This window comes from Pseudomonas sp. PME37.24/025, assembly GCF_055556615.1.
In genome coordinates, this window is sequence record NZ_JBVHNK010000012.1 from 258,682 (window position 1) to 277,169 (window position 18,488).

The following is an 18,488-nucleotide window of genomic DNA, read 5'->3' on the forward strand; positions in this document are numbered from 1 at the left end:
GGGCTTTGTTGCATCTGGGGTTTGGTGAATTGTCGGCTACCCCGCATCCCCTGTAGGAGCGAGCGGTGCGGCGATCCGACTTGCCCGCGAAGCCCTCAGGCATGGCTCCAAAGCAGCTTTCAGGTATCCGATGAGAAACGGACGGCATCGGGCGCGGATTCAGTGCCGACTTCGCTTTGGCGTCCCAGGAATAGAAAGACCACGGCGGCAGTGAACAGCGTGAACATCGCCAGTAGTTGCAACAAGGTGTTGAATCCTGCGGTATAGGCCGAGCGCAGCATCGTCAACGGGATTTGGCTGGCGTCGGTGCTCGCGTGCTGGATATCACCCATCACCAGGCGTTGCGCGATAGTTGAATAGTCAACAGCGGACAGTTTGACCGAGTCACTGATGCTCAGATGGTGTGCGACCAGGGCCGTCAGCACCGCAACAGTGATTGCCAGGGCGACACCTTCGCTGGCCACCCGTGTCGTGTTGAAAATACCAGCGGCCATCCCCGCCCGTTCCTTGGGGATCACGCTGATCGACAAACCATCCATCAAACCCCAGGGCAGGCCTGTACCGATACCGGTCAGCAGCATGGCCGCGATGATCTGCGCGTGCGTGCCGACCGGGATCGTACTCAGCCAGTAGAGCCCGGCCGCTGCGATCACGAAGCCGATTGCGCAGAGTACGCCCGCCGACAACCAGCGAGTTAGCGACGCGGCAATGATCGGGACAATCAGCATCGGGGCAGAGAGTGCCAACATCATCAGCCCCGCTTCAAAGGCACTGGCCCCTTCTACGCCGATAAACCTAAACGGCAGCAATACGATCAAGACGATGTAGCAATAGCAGGTGCCGATCGGCAGGATCTGTACACCGACAAAGCGCGGAAACAAAAATAGCCCCAGTTCCAGCATCGGATGTTTTGCCCGATTCTCAACAATGATAAACAGCAGCAAAAAGACCGCCGACGTTCCAAGCAGTACATGGATGACCGGCGAGCCCCAGCCTTGCTCAGGTGCCAGGATCACCGCCGTGGTAAACATGATCAGCAGGCCGGAAAACGTCAGCACGCCGGGCGTATCCAGTCGCTGTGCTTGCGGGTCGCGGCTTTCGCGCATTTTCGGCAGGGCAAATATCAAGGAAAGGATGGCGAGCAGGGCCGTGAAAAGGAAAATTGCGCGCCAGCCCAAGTACTCGATCAGCAACCCCGATAACAAAGGACCGAAGGCCAGGCCAACCCCGAAAGTGGTGCCCAGGAGGCTGAAAGCACGAGTTCTGGCATGCCCATCAAATTCCTGCGCCAGTGCCGCCGAACCGCTGGCCAGGGCTGCCGCCGCGGCAATGCCTTGCACGCCACGCAACAGGTCCAGCCAGAAAATATCGGGGACCGCCGCCAACAGGATCGACACCAGTGCAAACAACGCCATGCCGCACATGAACAGTCGCTTGCGTCCGTAGAGGTCTGCGAGGGTGCCGGCGGCCATCAGCAGGCTGCCGAAGCTAAGCATGAAGGCATTAGTGATCCAGGCCAGTTCCGTGGGATGGGCATCAAAGGTTTGACCAATGAACGGCGTGGCCACTGCCCCGCCGGTAAAGCTCATGGGCAATACCAAGGCGGCGAGGCAAATTGCAGCCAATATGGAGTGCCGGCCATGGGCCGGCAGCGGTTCGGTAGCTGAGTTCATTAGGTGATTCCCTGCATATCTATGAAGTATCCGTGCTGTCCAGGCCGAGGCGCGCGATCGTTCGTACACTCTAGCTAGGATACAATCGAAGATAAACGGGCTTTTATTCCACTTATAATGAACCAAAAGGATGTAATCGAGTTGTGGACAGTCTTAGTGGGGTGATCTCATTCGTAAGAACCGCCGAGGCGCTCAGTTTCATAAGCGCCGCCAGGGCGCTGGGGATTTCTGCCTCGGCCGTGGGCAAAAACGTCGCCAAACTTGAGGCTTCGCTGAATGTGCGGTTATTGCACCGCAGCACCCGCAAAGTCAGCCTGACTGCGGAGGGACAGTTGTTCTATGAACGCTGCCGCAAGATCCTCGACGATCTTCAAGATGCCCGGGCGATGCTTTCCCATGCCACACAGGAACCCCGTGGAAAGTTACGCGTCAGCTTGCCCACTATCGGTTATCGCTTTCTCTTGCCCCATATGGCGCGGTTCCGCAAAACCTATCCGGAGATTGAGCTGGAACTGGATTTCAACGACCAGTTGGTGGATGTGATCGATGAAGGCTTTGACGTAGTGATTCGCAGCGGTGGGCAGGCCGACTCCAAGCTGATGGCCCGCAAGTTGGGGCCTTTTAAGTTTGTCCTGTGCGCATCGCCTGACTATCTGCGGCGTAAGGGACGGCCCGTCACTATCAGTGACCTCGAGCATCACGAGTGCTTGCGTTACCGATTTGTCACAACGGGTAAAATAATGGACTGGAGTATGTCTTCGGCCCCCCAGTTCACGCAGTTGCGCCTGCCAACCGCTCTGACATTGAACAATATGGAAGCCATGCTGATGGCCGTGGTGGATGGGCACGGTATCGCATTTGTCCCGGACTTCCTGGCGCGCGAAGCTATCGCCCAGGGGCGCCTGGAAACGGTGCTCGACGGTCACAGCGAAGATCAAGGGCAGTTCTGGGCATTGTGGCCGTCCAGTCGCCATCTTTCACCGAAAATCCGGGTATTCGTGGACTTTGCCGCCGAGCATCTATTTACCATTCCTTCCGTAGACAGCCCAGATGCAACGCGCTCATGAAGCACTGTCGCGACCGCGCCGTCCTTATAGGTTGCGGCGGCTGTGCCGGTAATCGCTGACCGTCCGCTGTGGCCAGTTCACTGCCAATCATAGTTACGAAGCGTGCTGGTCAGATCGAATGCAAACGGGTGGTCAGGTGGAGCGCAGTATTCCAATTGGTATTCCAACGAAAAATTAAAATCATTATTAATGTTATTAATCAACAATTTACTTAGCCAGTTCAGATTACCCCGGCCCAATCGAAGCCAAAGCCCGCCAAGTGCGGGCTTGTTGCATCTGGGGTTTGGCATCCAAACGCCCAGCGTCGTCACCGTCGAACGCCATGACAAATCCAGAACCTCCTTCAGAAACAATTCTGGCTGGCACCCCGCTCCGTCCTAGGAAATTTCCCTCAAGTTGTGGCGAACTCCATGAACTGGCAAATAACAATCCAAGAAGATAACCTTCCGTCTTCGCTGCAACCCGGCGGACGGTTTTGACAGACCGAAAAGCGTAGGAATCCCTAACATTTCGGAGTTCCTCCATGAAAAAGACCAACCCACTTGAAAACCAAACCCTTTCAGAGTCGGAAGACCTCGACCTGACCCAACTCTCCCAAGCCACCCAACGCGCCGTCAGCGCCCGCTTGCGCAACCCGAAACAGCCCGATCCCGTGAGCCATGTTTTCACCATCCTCCCCGACGTCGACACGCCCACCCTGCTCGGTCACGCCAGCGAAACCCTGGCCTCCATGAACGTCATGACCACCGACCTGGCCGACCAGCTCGAAGGCTCGCATCGCAACGTGGCATTGGCGATTCAGCAACTGGCTGTGCTGGCCGAGATGTTGATCAATCGAGCGCTGGATAACCTCGATTCACCCACGCCGGCGGTCACGCCCGTCTGCCACTGAGTGATCACGCTCGTTGATCGAATGGAGGTTTTGTCATGGATCGATACATGCCGGTCACCGGCATCGACTGCACCATTGCGTCGCTGCTGATCGACACCGAAGCACCGCTGGATGTGCTGCATGAAACGGCGGCCTACCGCATCCGCACCGCGACTCAATTGCTGGAGAGCTTCGCCGCGAACGAAGGCGTTTACAGTGAACTGGCGCGGGTGTTGGTGACTTCGTTGCGCGACGGTTGCGATTTGCTGGATGTGGTTGGGCGAAGGTTACAGATGCAGGCTTCGGCATCGTAACGAACTCGGCATAGGAAATCATTGCCGCTCCCCCAACACCAAAAGGCACTTGACGAGAATATCGCAGGTGCCTTTTTTTGGATTTGAGCGGGTAGAAATGTTCTGAACGCTCGAGCGCCGAAGGTCAGAGAAATGAAACCGCCCAAGAATCGCTGAAACGCCGCTAACCAGCGAGATATCTCACTTAATTTTTCACCCGTTTTCACTTAGCGCACAGCCGATTTTAAGATAATGTTTAGCGTATGCTAAGCGTAGACCGTTAATTACGGGCGGTTCCCGGAATTCCTTCAAGATAATTCTTCGGCCGTTTTGAGATATTTTTCCATATGCCTACGTTTATCCATCACGACCTTGAGCTTCTCAATCCATCCTTCGACTCTGATCTAGTTGATGTCCTGAGCGAGCTAGAACACCTAAGGCGTCTGAGGCTTGAGGGCGATACACCTCCGCAGGTGTTCTATCAGCTCAAATCACTTTTTCACACTCTTGAAAGCCTTGGCTCTGCTCGTATCGAGGGCAATCATACAACCCTGGCTGATTACATAGAGAGCAAGGTAGAAGGCACGGCGCAAGATACAGATCAATTGCGCGAAGTGGCCAACATTGAAAAAGCAATGGATTACATCGAGCAGGTCATGGAGCTCGGCGTCCCTCTGACAGAGCAGACAATCAGAGAGTTGCACGCAATGACCGTAAATGATCTGCAGAGAGAGGGTGACAAAACGCCTGGAGCTTACCGCGGTGGAGCCGTTCGCATATCCCAATCTGAGCACCTGCCTCCCGATTTCATCCAGGTCCAAGCTTATATGCAGGAACTGGTAGGGTTCGTGAATCGTGAAGACTCTCCAAAATATGACCTCATGAAGGTTGCACTGGCACATCACAGATTTGGATGGATACACCCATTTGGTAACGGCAACGGTCGGGTGGTAAGGCTGCTCACCTATGCTCTCCTAATGAAATACGGATTCAACGTGAGCACAGGAGGAAGGGTTTTGAATCCTACAGCCGTGTTTTGCAACGACCGTGAACGATATTATTCAATGCTTGCTACCGCCGACAAAGGTACAAAGGAAGGCTTGGAGGAGTGGTGTACATATGTGCTTGAAGGCATTCGCGACGAGCTGGAAAAGGTAGATCGTCTTACTAAATACTCCTATCTCACCAAGTACATTCTCGTTCCTGCCGTCGCCTTTGCAAGGGAGAGAGAGTGGATCACCGAGACAGAAGAGTCGGTGTTGTCGATTGCAATAAAATCGAAAGTCGTGAAGTCGGCCGATGTGGCAGCCGTACTTCCCAATCAGTCGAGCAATCAAAGAACGTATCTGATCAAAAAGCTTGTCGATCAAAGAATGCTCCTTCCACTTAATCCTGGAGCCAGACAGTACACAATCGGGTTTTCAAACAATTACCTGATCCGAGGCGTAATCAAGTCTCTGAGAGAACAGGGTTTCATACCCGAACCTCTGGAGAATCCTTAATTTTTCGCATCTCTTGCCCGTGAGATGAGCATAAAAAAGCAAGAAAGGGTAGCGCTTGTCGGGGGTAAAATTCGAGCCTTCAAAGGAACAAAGTAAGAGGCCATAAGCTGTAGAAGCTGTCGCTACCAATATCTCGCGGATTTACCCTCCCCCGTGTGCTCAGGTATTCCTCAGGGCCCCCGCCAGTTTTTCAGCGCACCCGCTGCGATTCAATGCACTATCCATGCGTGGCGGGTATCGTGTTTCTCAACAATGCCCTTGCTACGGAACAGATGATGAACAAAAGCGTTTTATACGCCTTGGGTGCTGCAGCCCTCTTTGGTGCCAGCACACCGCTTGCCAAGGTCCTGGGGCTGAACGTCTCACCTGTCTTGCTCGCCGGTTTGCTTTACCTGGGAAGCGGCTTGGGTCTCACAGTCACCAGGCTTATCCGTGATCGCGGCTGGCAGCCTGCCGGCTTAACATCTTCCGAATGGCCATGGCTCATTGGTGCTATCGCGTTCGGCGGAGTGCTGGGGCCGGTGTCTTTAATGTTCGGCCTTACTCTCACATCGGGTACCACTGCTTCGCTGTTGCTAAACCTTGAGGCGGTGTTGACCGCCTTGCTTGCCTGGATGGTTTTCAAGGAGAACGCCGACCGGCGGATCGTCGTGGGAATGATCGCAATAGTGGCGGGTGGCGTTCTCTTGGGGTGGCCTCAAACTTCCGCGCAGATCCATGGTTGGGTTGGCCCGGTCGCTGTAGCGATTGCATGTTTTTGTTGGGCCATCGATAACAACCTTACCCGGAAGGTTTCCGCATCGGATGCATTGTTCATCGCCGGCATCAAAGGATTGGTCGCCGGGGTCGTCAACTGCAGTTTAGGGATTGCTCTTGGCATGCATCTCCCTGAATTGTCTCTGCTGGGGCCAACGCTACTCGTAGGCTTTTTAGGCTACGGCGTTAGCCTGGTGCTATTCGTCTTGGCTTTGCGGGGGCTTGGAACAGCACGGACAGGTGCGTACTTCTCTACTGCACCGTTCTTGGGGGCCGCCATTTCAATCCTGGTTTTAGGCGAAGCAGTGACATGGGTGTTTTGGATTGCTGCAGGCCTGATGGGGATTGGTGTCTGGATACACCTTACAGAAAGCCATTCTCACGAACACCAACACGATCCGCAAACACATGACCATCAGCATATTCACGATGAGCACCATCAACATGAACATGCCTTTGAGTGGGACGGCACTCAACCTCATAGCCATTTACACGACCATGCTCCAATCCGACACAGTCATCCGCACTTTCCTGATATCCATCACAGGCACTCACACTGAGCGACTGAGACGGATGGCAGCGTGCCGCATCCGCACTGCGACTCGATTGCTGGAGAGTTTCTCTATGAGCGAAGGCGGTTACAGTGAACTGGCGCATCATGACTTCGATCATCCTTGATGAAGTCAAAGACGGCTTATGGGCAGCCAACGGAGCGATTTGGCATTTGGCCGATTTCATTCAGGCGGCTGGGCACCGACACCTGCAAGGGCAGGCGGAGCAGTAAGGAAAGGTCGACATGCCTTCGACGCAGCGGGCGATTGATATTAGCGAGCTGCTGCCACACAGGTGGCAACTGCTATTGTTAGCCAAGACCAGATGCCCGCCGCATCAAACCACCACATTCCATTACTACGACAAAGAGCTAAAACCCTATGAAAGCGACTGTCAGTTGCACATTTCAGATAACTGGCTGGGACGAGACGCCATCTCAAGTACTTGAAGACGCTCCAAAACTCTCACATGCCAAAGTGACGCAGTCATATGCCGGCGCCATCGAGGGAACAAGTAGCGTCGAATACCTGATGTCTTATTGCGCTGACGGCACAGCTTGCTTTGTTGGTTTTGAGCGGATTTGTGGTGTGGTGGCAGGTAAGAGCGGAACATTTGTTGTCCAGCATTCGGGATCATTTTCGGAGGGTAAGGCGCGCAGCACCTGGAGTGTCGTGGAGGGTGCCGGCACGGGTGAGCTGGTAAATCTTAGCGGGAATGGTAGCTACGTTGCTGGCCATGGCGAGCCGGCACAAGTGTCATTTGAATACTCGTTTGACTGACAGCCAAGGTGTGTTGAGCGGACGCTTACTGTGTTGGTGACCCCATTGCGCGATGGCTGATCGCTGCGATTTGCTGGATGTGGTTGGGCGAAGGTTACGGATAAAGGTTTTCAGCTTGTAACGAACCCGGCATAGGAAATCGTTGCCGCTTCCCCAACACGAAAAGGCACCTGACGAGAGTATCGCAGGTGCCTTTTTTTGAATTTGAGGTATTGAACGGCGCGCTAGTGAAAACCCTCCATGAATGACCATTACCCTGATCAAGGAGTGGTGATCGCCATACCGTTGAGTCGACAGCCATTTCGCAGAGACAGGTTCACCGCTCGCCGGGGATAAAATCTGGATGCTGATCAATGCTTCAGGCTTTTTATTCAGGCATGATCATCGCCCTCCAAATACCCGCAAGAGTGCATCCTCTGTACTCACGGGGCCGCAGACAAGGACGTGATTAGAAATGGAAAGGGAAAGGGAAATTATCTTAATGCGTCATGGCCAGCCGAATCTGGCTGTGATCGACAAGATTTCATCAGTCGATATGAAACACTGGATCGAACAATACGACCTGTCCGAAATCATCAACCAGCTCGCCCCTGAGGCGAGTGTGGAGGTGGCCGCTACCGCCAAAGTGATCGTGTCGAGTACTGCGCCTCGGGCGTTGACATCCGTTCGGGCGCTGGGCCTGCAGCCCAGCCTTGTAGATGAGATCTTCTGCGAGGCGCAGTTGCCCTATGGGCGATGGACACGGCCGCGCCTTTCACCGTTTACGTGGGCATTTATTCTTCGAATCCTATGGTTGTGCGGCTTCTCAGGGACGGTCGAGTCTGCCCGCAAGGCTAAAATACGGGCCAATACGGCAGCTCAACAACTTCAATCCCTTGCCAGCGAAGGGCCAGTTCTCCTGCTCGGTCATGGATTCATGAATCGAATGATCGCCAAGCGGTTGGAGGCTGCCGGATGGACTCGCCATAAAAGCAATGGCAACCGGTACTGGAGCGCGACGGCCTATCGGATGAATCAGGGTTAAGGCACGGCGATAGCCCTGCCTCGAAGGGTAATGGTCGCTCCGGGTTGTGCGGGCTGAACGTAGCTAAAAAGAGTTTCTCTGACAGATTAAAGCCACGTCATCCTGGGAAATTTCCCGCAACCCGTAGCGGCTTCCATGAACTGGCGAACAAGGTTTCCGGACGATAGTCTTCACGCTTCGCTGCAAACCCTGCGGACGGTTTTGACAAGCCGAAACAGCGTAAGGATCCCTAACCCCATGGAACGCCCTTATGAAAAAAATCACCCTGCATTTAGTTGAAAATCCGGCCACTTCAGAGCCTGAAACCCTCGACCCAACCCAACTTCCCCAAGCCACCGAACGCGCCGTCAGCGCCCGCCGGCGCAACCTGAACAGAAACATCTTCAGCGTCCGTCCCGACGTCGATACGACCACCCTGCTCGCTCATGCCAGCGAAACCCTGGCGTCGCTCAACGTCATGACTTTGGACTTTGCCAACCAACTCGAAGGCTCGCAGCACAATGTGGCGCTGGCTCTTCATCAATTGACGGTGTTGACCGAACTTTTGGTCAACCGAGCGCGGGATAACCTCGATCCGAACGGGTCGGTGGCCGTAGCCAAACCTCCCGTCTTTCACTGAGTGATTGCGTTCGTTGATCGAAGGGAGGTTTTGTCATGGATCGACGCATGCGACGGTCACAGACACAGGTTTCGGCGTAGAAAAGCAAAATGGGCGACCTCATTGAGGTCGCCCATTTTTGCGACTGCTACTGCGTATCCCTCGGTTTCACATCTTGAAGCCAAAACTCTGAATACTCTCATGGCCGCTCAGCGCTTTATCTGTAGCCACATACAAATCACGTACATGCCCAACCAAAAACGTCCAGAACGCCGGTTCATTAACGGTTTGATTTACCAACTCCCCCGGCAGGAACCGCCCCATCTCCCTGCGAAATTCGATAGCGACTTTCGGATCAGTGTCGAGCAGCGTTGAACGCTCCTTGAACAGTCTCAAGAACTCGTCCTGCTCGCAGTGATGATCTCCCAGCTTTTTCGCAATCAGATCCAGTTGCGGTGTTACGCCTTGCTGACGCAGCCAAACCATATCCCAGAGATCACGGTTCTTGATTCGGTTAGGACGCAGAGCAAAAGCTACGATTTTGTCCGCATAGATTTCTTCGCGCGTTTCAGCCTGCAAGATCAGACCGCTTGTGCCCATTTCGACACCATAAGGATTAAGCAACTGCATTGGCTGTGGCTGATAGCTCGGGATGGAGCACACGTCGATGTTAATGCGCTGTGCCGGCAGGTCTTTGCGCCCAGGTCTGGTTTGAACCTTCAGCTTCCAGGTGTCGACATTCCCTTCCTCACGAACAGGCTCACCGACTTCAACTTCAAGGCCATATTTGGTTTTTAGTGTGGTGACCAATACATGGGCAAGCTCGGTCAGGCTCTCGCGATTGAAATCTGCACCACCGGTGAAATCCAGGTCCTCACTCAAACGGTTAGAACCGTAGCAAGCACGCAAACAGGTACCACCAATAAAGGTCAGCTTGGCGAGCATGCCAGCAGAACTCAGCGCCAACATGATGTCGTGGTGCAGCAATTCCTTTTCTACCACGACCCGCAATGGCGCCAGATCCTGCTTGTTTTTTAGTGCCTCATCTACCAGTTCATCAAACAAACTCATTGGCAACGCTCCAATCGATCAAATCCATATTTCGTTTCGCCGCCTTCATGTCTCGCAATGCCTGTTGCGGTGTTGCCCGCCATAGACGGCAACGTGCGTCGTAGTGGAGCTGACCGACCAGGTCCTGAGGTTTCTGGCGGGTGTGCACAAATTCGATAGTGCCCCAACGTCCGCATGAAAGAGTGCTGCTGCGCCCGGAAGACATAAGCGTGATCCAGTTGATGGGAATCTGCGAGATGACGCCACAATCACTCAATGCTGTTTCAAGGCTGATGTAGTTGAAGTGCATGGCACGCAGCCTGGCGGCCGCATGAAACAACACCAGTCCGCTGGACGGCATGGTCGCTTCAAACAGGTAGAGCCCTCGGCACACTCGCGCCAGATGACCTTCCGAGGCCGCACGACTCAACAAGGTTTTGTACGCGCCTTCGGAAATGTCGGGCACCAATGCCCTGAGATCGTCAGGGGTGAACAGATAGCGCTCGTCACTGGCCAAATGGGTCAGTTTCCGGAGAAGGCGCCCCATTGGCTGGGTGGATTTTGAATGTGCCCGCATAACCAAGACTCTACAGAAAGTTTCACTTTGTGTAACTTACTGTTGAGTCAACTCGCAAAGCAATGATTTTTCAGCGCCTCTTCGGCAGTGAGCAACACGGAGAAGCCTTCCATCCACATGAATTTTTCTTCACCCCACCGCCTCTCTCCAACCTGTACATTCCTCTCGCTCATTCAAGAAACTACGGTTTGCCCGCCTCCCGCGGGCTTTTTTTTGTCTGTCGTTTTGTTAGCGGTCATTTCAAGTGACTGGCACACGGACGCGGGTGCTTCAGCGGTACAGACACGAATCCTGCTCCGCACACCACGCCCGGTAACAATGCGAGGCTGTTCACCATTGGTTAAGCATTCCCACCGTATGCTCAATCTTCCCAACCCCCTGCTCAGCAGCCAGAAGATCATGTCGCGTCCTGCCTCTTCATTGTTTCTGCTTGCCGTTCTGTTGTTTTTCTTCGCGTTGGGCAATCACCAGTTACAAGGTTCCACGGAGGCCCGGGTTGCCGGGATTGCCATGCAGATGCACCTGGATAACGACTGGGTGACACCTCGTTTGTTCGGCGAACCGTTTCTTGAAAAGCCGCCCTTGAGTTTGTGGCTCGATACCGGGGCGATTCGCGCATTTGGCGGTACACCATGGGCGGTGCGGCTCGCGTCGGCGTTTGCCGGGCTGTTCAGCGTGATGCTGCTGTACGCGATGCTGCGGCGGTTCGGCCGGCCCGAGGCAGTTGCCTGGACGGCGGGGATACTGCTGGCGACCATGGCCAGTTACTGGAGCAACGTGCGCGGCGTCGGTGAAGACGCGTTGCTGGCCCTTGGTGTGACCATGGCGCTGCTGGCGTTCTTTCAGGGTCAGCGACACTCAAGCATCGGCAACGCGCTACTGTTTGTTTCAGGGATCACCATCGCGACCTTGAGCAAGGGCGTACTGGGGCTGGCGATGCCGGGAGTGGTGATCTTCGCGTATTTACTGGCTGAAACCTTGATGGATAAGCGCCTGAAACTCTCGGACTGGCGGCGTCCCGCGTTGTTGACGCTGCTGGGGCTGGTGCCGCTGATGATCTGGCTCGCGGTGCTGTATCAGCGCGGTGGGGCGAATGCCGTGGAGGAAGTGTTGCTGACCAACAGCGTCGGGCGCTTCAGCGGTTCCTTCGTCGAGGCCGGGCATTACGAACCGTTCTACTACTACCTGGCCAAGCTGCCGGAGGCCTTCCTGCCCTGGAATATTCTGGTGTATCTGGGGTTGTGGCATTTTCGCAAAAGCTTGATGGCCAATCGTTACCTGTTGTTCTTCACGGTATGGCTGCTGGCGCAGTTCGTCATGCTGACCCTGGCGTCGAGCAAGCGTACGGTGTACCTGATGTCCATGACGCCTGCGGCGGCGGTGATGGCTACAGAATATGCGAACGTGCTATTAGCACGACTCAAGACCCATATCGAAGCCCCGACCTGGCTGGGGCTCATTGCCCGACAGCGTCACGGTGTTGCCATGAGCGTACTTGCCGTGGTGATCGGCAGTTACCTCGCCGCGGCTCAATGGGCATTGCCTAAGGCTGATCGCAAACTGTCTTTTCTGCCACTGACGGAACAGATTCAGATGTTGCAGGCCCGCGGGCAACAGGTCGCCTTGTTTCAGGCGAACGAACGGGTGGGAGGCGCCAGCGTGTTCTACACCCGGCGCGTGCTCGAAGGGCTGGATACCGAGGCGCAACTGCATGAGTTTCTGAGCGCTTCACCTTCCAACGTGGCGCTCATGGCCGGGTCACATGAACCTGCCGCGCCCTTGAAGGTGCTCAAGACCATGAAGGTGGGACGTCAGGCTTACTACTTTGTAACCCTGTAAACGGCTCAACAACAGGCGACGCAGCCTTCTGCAGCAGGGGCAGCTCCAGCCTCGCCCGTCCATAGAACGCTAACGCCGTCAGCAAACATGCCAGCCATACAAAGATTCCGGCCCAGAAGGTGTGGGACATGTAGTGCCACCCCTGTAGAACCCGCGTCGTGCCGTAGACGAAACCGAGCAGCAACGAGCCGTACATCAGCGCTTTGGCATACCGCCAGCGATAGCGGCGCGCCACGAAGTACAGCGCAAGCATGGTGAAGCCGCCCGACGCATGTCCACCCGGCCAGCAGCGACCGGCGCCGGCAACTTTCAGCAGATCGAAATTCTGGTACCACTCCTTGTGTTCGATTTTCCCGGCGTACTGAGTCGTCTCGACCGGGCAATACACACTGGTGTGGCCCTTGAGGTAATGGATAACGCCAGTGCTGATGGAAAACGCGAACACCACATAGAGGAAGTCCCGACGGTGTTTACTGGCGAACCGAAGCACCGGTGCGACTTTGATTTTTTCCAGGAACGCGATGATCTTCGAATGTTTTTCAATCTTCAGACGCGGCCAGAGAAACGACAACAAAGCGCCGATCATCGCGACCTCACCGGTCCAGTTCGGAATGATCCGCGCCCATTTATGAGTGATTTTTTCGAACAGATGGACATGCTGTAACGGAAACAACCGTGTGGCCGGATCATAAAAAAGATCGCTGAAGGCGATGTCGATTTTGGTCATGTCAAACAGCAGGAAAACCACGACCGCGCAGGCCAGCGGAATACCGAAGTTCGCCCAATAAAAGCGGTAACGGGAAGCAGTCAGCATCGTACGTCCTGATCCAGAGGAATGATGAAGAAACTCATTCGGTGGTCACCGAATGCCAGTCGGAGGCTTCGATGAAACCGAGCATGCGCGGAGCCTGAGGCTTTTCAGCGGAGATAAACAGAGAAGCGCCATAACCCAAGGTCTCGGTCGATAACTTGAGATCTTTTTCGAGTTGCACCATGCATTCGCTGTGGGTCACCAGAATCAGGTTACGTCCGGCCACTTTGTGCGCCAAGGCTTCGCGCAGCATGCTGCCTCTGCAGTGGACCAACCAGTCTTCGCCAACGCCGACCTTGTTGAACATGTAACCGGCGGTTTGCGCCGTACGCATCACCGGGCTGTTGTAGATGTCGGCCCGATCCAGCCCCAGATGTTCGAACTGCGCGCCAACACTCACCGCCACACTACGGGAGCGATCGGTGATGCCGTCATTGCCAATCAGACAAGCGGCGGTGGAGTGATCACAACGCTCGACGTGGCGCACCAGCACGATCATTTCACCCTTTGCCCAACCGGTCGCCAACGCCCGGGCACCCGCCACGTTGCCATGGGCAAGGTCAGGGACGCCGGCGGGCCGTAACAGCCAAACCGTCAGCGGAATAACCAACAAGGCAGATACCAGCACGACTGCGGCGTTTCGATAACGGGCCAAACGGCTCAGATCAATCGAGCGTTTTATCCCGAACAGACTCAGTCTCAATTCCACATCAAGCCGCCTCGCCGGCATGCACCCATTGTCATTCGATGCCGCGAGGGTAAAGAGGCGCGCGTCGGCAGCGGGTGAAACCCATGTGAAAAAAAGCTTAAGACCCGCCAAAAAATCTTGTTACAGAATCCGTCCAACAAAATCCTTTCAGCTCTCGGCATTACAGCCGATACAGACCTGCTAACCCTTGCTGGCTCTTAAAACAACAATCTTCCAGCCAACCGACGATCAAGAACACAACGTTCCTGGAGGAATATTGATGAATAGCTGGTTCGGTAATATCAGCGTGAACCTGAAACTGGGCCTGGGATTCGGCCTGGTCCTGGCACTGACCTGCGTCCTCGCCCTGACCGGCTGGACAAGCCTGGGCGGGTTGATTGACCGCAGCAACTGGATGAGCGATATCACTCAGCTAAACGCTGGCCTGACCAAGCTGCGCGTGGTTCGCCTGCAATACATGCTGACTAACGGCGATGAAACTGCCGCACAGAATGTGCAGACCACCCTCGACAGTTTCGTCGCTCAGCAACAAGCGTTGCTGTCGAGTTTCAAGAGCCCGGAAAACCTCAAGCTACTCAAAGAGCAGAGCGCGACCATCAGCGCTTACCAGATATCCCTGAACAAAATGCGCAGCGCCTACCGCACCGGTAACAGCGCCCGCGACGCCATGGGCGCCAATGCTGAAACCGCCAGCAAGTTGATCGACGCGATCAGCACCCGCGTGCAGCAAATGCCCCTGAGCGACCAACGCTTCGAACAGTTCCAGGCCGTCACCGCGGCCAAGGAAGCGTTCATCCTGGCTCGCTACGAAGTGCGTGGCTACACCGCCAGCACCAACGCCGAGACCGAGCAAAAAGCCGTCGGCCAACTGGATACGGCCATCGACAGCCTGAAACAGCTCAACGTGCTTTTTGCAGAGACTCAGCAAGATGCTCTGCGTCAGCTGGAAACCGCGCTGAGCAACTACCGCAGCGCCTTGCAAGCGTATAAAGCCGCCAATACCGATGCGGTGCAGGCGCGCAAGGAAATGACCGAACAGGGCGCCACCATCGTGACCCTGAGCGATCAGCTGTATCAGATCCAACTTGAACGTCGTGACGTCGAAAGCGCCCAAGCCCGCACGTTGCAGCTGATCAGCACCTTGCTGGCATTGCTGGTGGGCGTCATTGCCGCCGTGATCATCACCCGTCAGATCACCGGCCCGTTGCGCGAGACCCTGGCCGTGGTCGAGCGCATCGCCAGCGGCGATTTGTCCCAGGACATCAAAGTGACCCGCCGCGATGAACTCGGCGTGTTGCAGCAAGGCATCGCACGCATGGGCGTAACCCTGCGGGATTTGATCAGCGGCATCCGTGATGGCGTTACCCAGATCGCCAGCGCCGCTGAAGAACTGTCGGCGGTGACCGAGCAAACCAGCGCCGGGGTCAACAGCCAGAAGATCGAGACCGATCAGGTGGCCACCGCCATGCACGAGATGACTGCCACGGTGCAGGAAGTCGCGCGCAACGCTGAAGAAGCGTCCCAGGCCGCAGCCGCCGCTGACGGCGAAGCGCGCGAAGGCGATAAAGTGGTCAACGAAGCCATCGCCCAGATCGAGCGCCTGGCCAGCGAAGTCGCGCGCTCCACTGAGGCCATGAGCGTGTTGCAGAAGGAAAGCGACAAGATCGGCAGCGTCATGGATGTGATCAAGGCCGTGGCAGAACAGACCAACCTGCTGGCCCTCAACGCCGCCATCGAAGCAGCCCGTGCCGGTGAAGCCGGTCGTGGTTTTGCCGTGGTGGCCGACGAAGTTCGCGGCCTGGCCCAGCGCACGCAGAAGTCCACCGAGGAAATCGAAGGCCTGGTAGCCGGTCTGCAGAACGGCACCCAGCAAGTGTCGGCCGTGATGAACAACAGCCGCGCCCTGACCGACAGCAGCGTGGCGCTGACCCGCAAGGCCGGCGTGTCACTGGATAACATCACCCGCACGGTGTCGAACATCCAGTCGATGAACCAGCAGATCGCTGCCGCCGCCGAGCAACAAAGTGCCGTGGCCGAAGAGATCAGCCGCAGCATCATCAACGTGCGCGACGTTTCCGAACAGACCGCCGCCGCCAGCGATGAAACCGCTGCGTCCAGTGTTGAGCTGGCGCGGTTGGGTAATCAGTTGCAGATGATGGTGAGCCACTTCCGGGTGTGACGTTAAGTCAGCGGTGAATGACAAATCCATTCGCGGGCAAGCCCGCTCCCACAGGGATTGCACATTACCTGTGGGAGCGGGCTTGCCCGCGAATGCTATCTAACGCTCAGACACTAATCGCATTGGTAAACACCAACCGATTCCCGAACGGATCACTGATGGTCATATCCTGGCTGCCCCACGGCATCGCCTGAATCTGTGGGCGAGCGAAAGAATATTCCTTGGCCAGCAATTGCTCCTGGAACGCCTCCAGTTCATCGGTCTCAATCCGCAACGCCGAGCCCGGTGTGCTGTCGCCGTGGTGCTCGGACAGGTGCAGCACACATTCGCCACGGGAGATCTGCAGGTACAGCGGGAAGTTCGTTTCGAAACGATGCTGCCAGTCGATCTTGAACCCCAGGAAGTCGACGTAGAACTCCAATGCCTTGGTTTCATCGAAAATCCGCAGGATCGGGGTGGTTTTGCCGAAGCTCATGGAGTTGCTCCCAGACTGAAAAGGCCCAGAGTGTAGCTGGGCTGGATGTCAGCGCTTCGGCTTGGTTGCGGGATTCTTTAATCTCGCAGTGCCATCACTGGACGTAAATCAAAAGATCGTCCGAACGCGGCCCGAGCCTTCGGCAGCTTCTACAGGGGCTGCGATTTTTTCGGCATCACCGATCACCGAAACCCCTCACGCAAATCCCCTTCCCGTGCCAGAAACCGTCCTTCCCTTCTCCCGTTCGCCTGACCTTCGCTGTAACTCAAAACACCATTGACCCAAACCCCATCAATCCCTTCCGCCGCCCGTTGCGGATCGTTGAAGTCTGCCACATCGCGAATTGTCACTGGATTGAACAACACCAGATCCGCCCAATACCCTTCGCGAATTTCGCCACGTTGCTTCAAGCCAAACCGGGTCGCCGACAGCCCGGTCATTTTGTGTACGGCGGTGTGCAGCGCAAACAGCCCGACGTCGCGACTGAAATGTCCGAGCACCCGTGGGAACGCGCCCCACAACCGAGGATGAGGAAACGGGTCTTCAGGCAAACCGTCGGAGCCGACCATCGACAGCGGGTGCGCGAGGATTCTTCGTACGTCGGTTTCGTCCATGCCGTAATACACCGCCCCAGCCGGTTGCAGTCGGCGCGCGGCCTCAAGTAACGGCACGTCCCACTCGGCGGCGATGTCGATCAAATCCCGGCCACCCATTTGTGGATGTGGCGTGGACCAGGTGATGGTGATGCGATGGGCGTCGGTGACTTGTTTGAGGTCCAGGGTCGAAGAGCTCGCCGTATAGGGATAACAATCGCAGCCCACCGGGTGAGTTTTCGCGGCGTGTTCGAGGGACGCCAGCAGTTGCGGACTACGCCCCCAGTTACCGGCGCCAGCACATTTCAGGTGGGAAATGATCACTGGTATTTTCGCGTGGTGACCGATCTGGAACGCTTCGTCCATGGCCTCCAGCACCGGTTCGAATTCACTGCGCAAATGGGTGGTGTAAACCGCGCCGAATGCCGTCAGCTCTTCGGTCAATTGCATCACTTCGTCGGTCGAAGCGCAGAAGGCGTTGGCATACGCCAGACCTGTGGATAAACCCAAGGCACCGGCCTCAAGACTGTCGCGCAGTTGCTCGCGCATCGCGCTGATTTCATCGGCAGTGGCGGTGCGAAACAGGTCGTCCAGGTGATTGCTGCGCAGCGCGGTGTGGCCCACCAATGCGGCCACGTTCAGCGTGGTATTCGCCGCCTCCACAGCCGCGCGGTAGTCGCTGAAGCGCGGATAAACGAACGCCGCCGCCGTGCCGAGGAGGTTCATCGGGTCCGGCGGCTCGCCACGCAATCTTACTGGCGATGCGCTGATCCCGCAGTTGCCGACGATCACCGTGGTCACGCCTTGGCTGAGTTTGGGCAGCATCTGCGGCTGACGGATCACCACCGTGTCATCATGGGTGTGCACGTCGATGAAACCTGGGGCCAACACCCTCCCGGCCGCGTCGATTTCTTCGGAGGCGCGAGCGTCGTGCAAGTCGCCGATACGCTCGATGCGACCGTTCAAAATCGCCACATCAGCGGGGTAACCGGGGGTGTTGCTGCCATCGATAATCAACGCGTTGCGGATCAGCGTGTCGTACGTCATGTCAGTCTCCCAACGGCAAGTGATCGTCGCCGCCGCGGTAGTCGTCCAGGCCCAGTTTGATCCGCCGCAGACGTTCTTTGATCGTTCCCACAC

At 56.1% G+C, this 18,488-nt stretch carries 18 protein-coding genes and 2 pseudogenes; 12 read left to right on the forward strand and 8 right to left on the reverse strand.

Annotated features, from left to right (window positions below):
* Window positions 1-119: 119 nt before the first annotated feature.
* Window positions 120-1,673 (reverse strand): MFS transporter, encoded by a 1,554-nt coding sequence (locus ACZ3HH_RS22540; RefSeq protein WP_465807797.1) that lies wholly within the window; start codon window positions 1,671-1,673, stop codon window positions 120-122.
* A 143-nt stretch (window positions 1,674-1,816) separates the two neighbouring features.
* Here ACZ3HH_RS22540 and ACZ3HH_RS22545 point away from each other — a divergent pair, with 143 nt between their 5' ends.
* The 9 genes from ACZ3HH_RS22545 (at window position 1,817) to ACZ3HH_RS22585 (ending at window position 9,136) form a co-directional block, all read left to right on the forward strand.
* Window positions 1,817-2,740, forward strand: coding sequence for a LysR family transcriptional regulator (locus ACZ3HH_RS22545; protein WP_465807799.1), 924 nt, complete (start codon window positions 1,817-1,819; stop codon window positions 2,738-2,740).
* A 523-nt stretch (window positions 2,741-3,263) separates the two neighbouring features.
* On the forward strand, window positions 3,264-3,632 hold the full coding sequence (locus ACZ3HH_RS22550; RefSeq protein ID WP_465807801.1) for a DUF6124 family protein: 369 nt from the start codon (window positions 3,264-3,266) through the stop codon (window positions 3,630-3,632).
* Between the two features lie 35 nt (window positions 3,633-3,667).
* Complete coding sequence (locus ACZ3HH_RS22555; RefSeq protein ID WP_465807803.1) at window positions 3,668-3,925, forward strand: hypothetical protein; 258 nt, start codon at window positions 3,668-3,670, stop codon at window positions 3,923-3,925.
* 326 nt (window positions 3,926-4,251) lie between these two features.
* Window positions 4,252-5,406 (forward strand): Fic family protein, encoded by a 1,155-nt coding sequence (locus tag ACZ3HH_RS22560; RefSeq protein WP_465807805.1) that lies wholly within the window; start codon window positions 4,252-4,254, stop codon window positions 5,404-5,406.
* A gap of 275 nt (window positions 5,407-5,681) precedes the next feature.
* Entirely contained in the window at window positions 5,682-6,722 is a 1,041-nt protein-coding gene (locus tag ACZ3HH_RS22565; RefSeq protein WP_465807875.1) for a DMT family transporter, read from the forward strand.
* Between the two features lie 83 nt (window positions 6,723-6,805).
* Window positions 6,806-6,946: a hypothetical protein gene (locus ACZ3HH_RS22570; RefSeq protein ID WP_465807807.1), complete on the forward strand. Its 141-nt coding sequence runs from the start codon at window positions 6,806-6,808 to the stop codon at window positions 6,944-6,946.
* Between the two features lie 148 nt (window positions 6,947-7,094).
* Window positions 7,095-7,493, forward strand: a complete 399-nt coding sequence (locus tag ACZ3HH_RS22575) for a DUF3224 domain-containing protein (protein ID WP_465807809.1) — start codon at window positions 7,095-7,097, stop codon at window positions 7,491-7,493.
* Window positions 7,494-7,974: 481 nt separating this feature from the next.
* A complete protein-coding gene (locus tag ACZ3HH_RS22580) occupies window positions 7,975-8,517 on the forward strand; it encodes a histidine phosphatase family protein (protein ID WP_465807811.1) in 543 nt (180 codons plus the stop codon).
* A 250-nt stretch (window positions 8,518-8,767) separates the two neighbouring features.
* Window positions 8,768-9,136, forward strand: a complete 369-nt coding sequence (locus ACZ3HH_RS22585) for a DUF6124 family protein (RefSeq protein WP_465807813.1) — start codon at window positions 8,768-8,770, stop codon at window positions 9,134-9,136.
* Between the two features lie 147 nt (window positions 9,137-9,283).
* Here the strand turns inward: ACZ3HH_RS22585 and ACZ3HH_RS22590 are convergent, their stop codons facing one another.
* Both ACZ3HH_RS22590 and abiEi read right to left on the reverse strand, forming a co-directional pair.
* Window positions 9,284-10,186: a nucleotidyl transferase AbiEii/AbiGii toxin family protein gene (locus ACZ3HH_RS22590; RefSeq protein WP_465807815.1), complete on the reverse strand. Its 903-nt coding sequence runs from the start codon at window positions 10,184-10,186 to the stop codon at window positions 9,284-9,286.
* Window positions 10,173-10,742 (reverse strand): type IV toxin-antitoxin system AbiEi family antitoxin, encoded by a 570-nt coding sequence (abiEi, locus tag ACZ3HH_RS22595; protein WP_465807817.1) that lies wholly within the window; start codon window positions 10,740-10,742, stop codon window positions 10,173-10,175. Before abiEi ends, ACZ3HH_RS22590 begins: the two co-directional genes overlap by 14 nt.
* Window positions 10,743-11,141: 399 nt before the next feature.
* Here abiEi and ACZ3HH_RS22600 point away from each other — a divergent pair, with 399 nt between their 5' ends.
* Window positions 11,142-12,581, forward strand: a complete 1,440-nt coding sequence (locus ACZ3HH_RS22600) for an ArnT family glycosyltransferase (protein WP_465807877.1) — start codon at window positions 11,142-11,144, stop codon at window positions 12,579-12,581.
* On the opposite strand, the gene ACZ3HH_RS22605 is transcribed toward ACZ3HH_RS22600, so the two are convergent.
* Both ACZ3HH_RS22605 and pmrG read right to left on the reverse strand, forming a co-directional pair.
* Window positions 12,532-13,395, reverse strand: a complete 864-nt coding sequence (locus ACZ3HH_RS22605; protein WP_465807820.1) for a phosphatase PAP2 family protein — start codon at window positions 13,393-13,395, stop codon at window positions 12,532-12,534. The genes ACZ3HH_RS22600 and ACZ3HH_RS22605 overlap by 50 nt on opposite strands.
* Before the next feature lie 34 nt (window positions 13,396-13,429).
* Window positions 13,430-14,101, reverse strand: a complete 672-nt coding sequence (gene pmrG / locus ACZ3HH_RS22610) for a lipopolysaccharide core heptose(II)-phosphate phosphatase PmrG (RefSeq protein WP_465807822.1) — start codon at window positions 14,099-14,101, stop codon at window positions 13,430-13,432.
* Window positions 14,102-14,495: 394 nt separating this feature from the next.
* Here pmrG and ACZ3HH_RS22615 point away from each other — a divergent pair.
* Together ACZ3HH_RS22615 and ACZ3HH_RS22620 are read left to right on the forward strand one after the other, a co-directional pair.
* Window positions 14,496-15,422: pseudogene (locus tag ACZ3HH_RS22615) on the forward strand (methyl-accepting chemotaxis protein); the annotation flags it as partial.
* Window positions 15,423-15,566: 144 nt separating this feature from the next.
* Window positions 15,567-16,280, forward strand: a complete 714-nt coding sequence (locus tag ACZ3HH_RS22620) for a methyl-accepting chemotaxis protein (RefSeq protein ID WP_465807879.1) — start codon at window positions 15,567-15,569, stop codon at window positions 16,278-16,280.
* Window positions 16,281-16,386: 106 nt separating this feature from the next.
* Here the strand turns inward: ACZ3HH_RS22620 and ACZ3HH_RS22625 are convergent, their stop codons facing one another.
* The 3 genes and pseudogenes from ACZ3HH_RS22625 to ACZ3HH_RS22635 all read right to left on the reverse strand — a co-directional run.
* A complete protein-coding gene (locus ACZ3HH_RS22625; RefSeq protein WP_465807824.1) occupies window positions 16,387-16,755 on the reverse strand; it encodes a glyoxalase superfamily protein in 369 nt (122 codons plus the stop codon).
* Between the two features lie 182 nt (window positions 16,756-16,937).
* A complete protein-coding gene (locus ACZ3HH_RS22630) occupies window positions 16,938-18,395 on the reverse strand; it encodes an N-acyl-D-amino-acid deacylase family protein (RefSeq protein ID WP_465807827.1) in 1,458 nt (485 codons plus the stop codon).
* 1 nt (window position 18,396) lies between these two features.
* A pseudogene (locus ACZ3HH_RS22635) lies at window positions 18,397-18,474 on the reverse strand (MurR/RpiR family transcriptional regulator); the annotation flags it as partial.
* Window positions 18,475-18,488 lie beyond the last annotated feature (14 nt).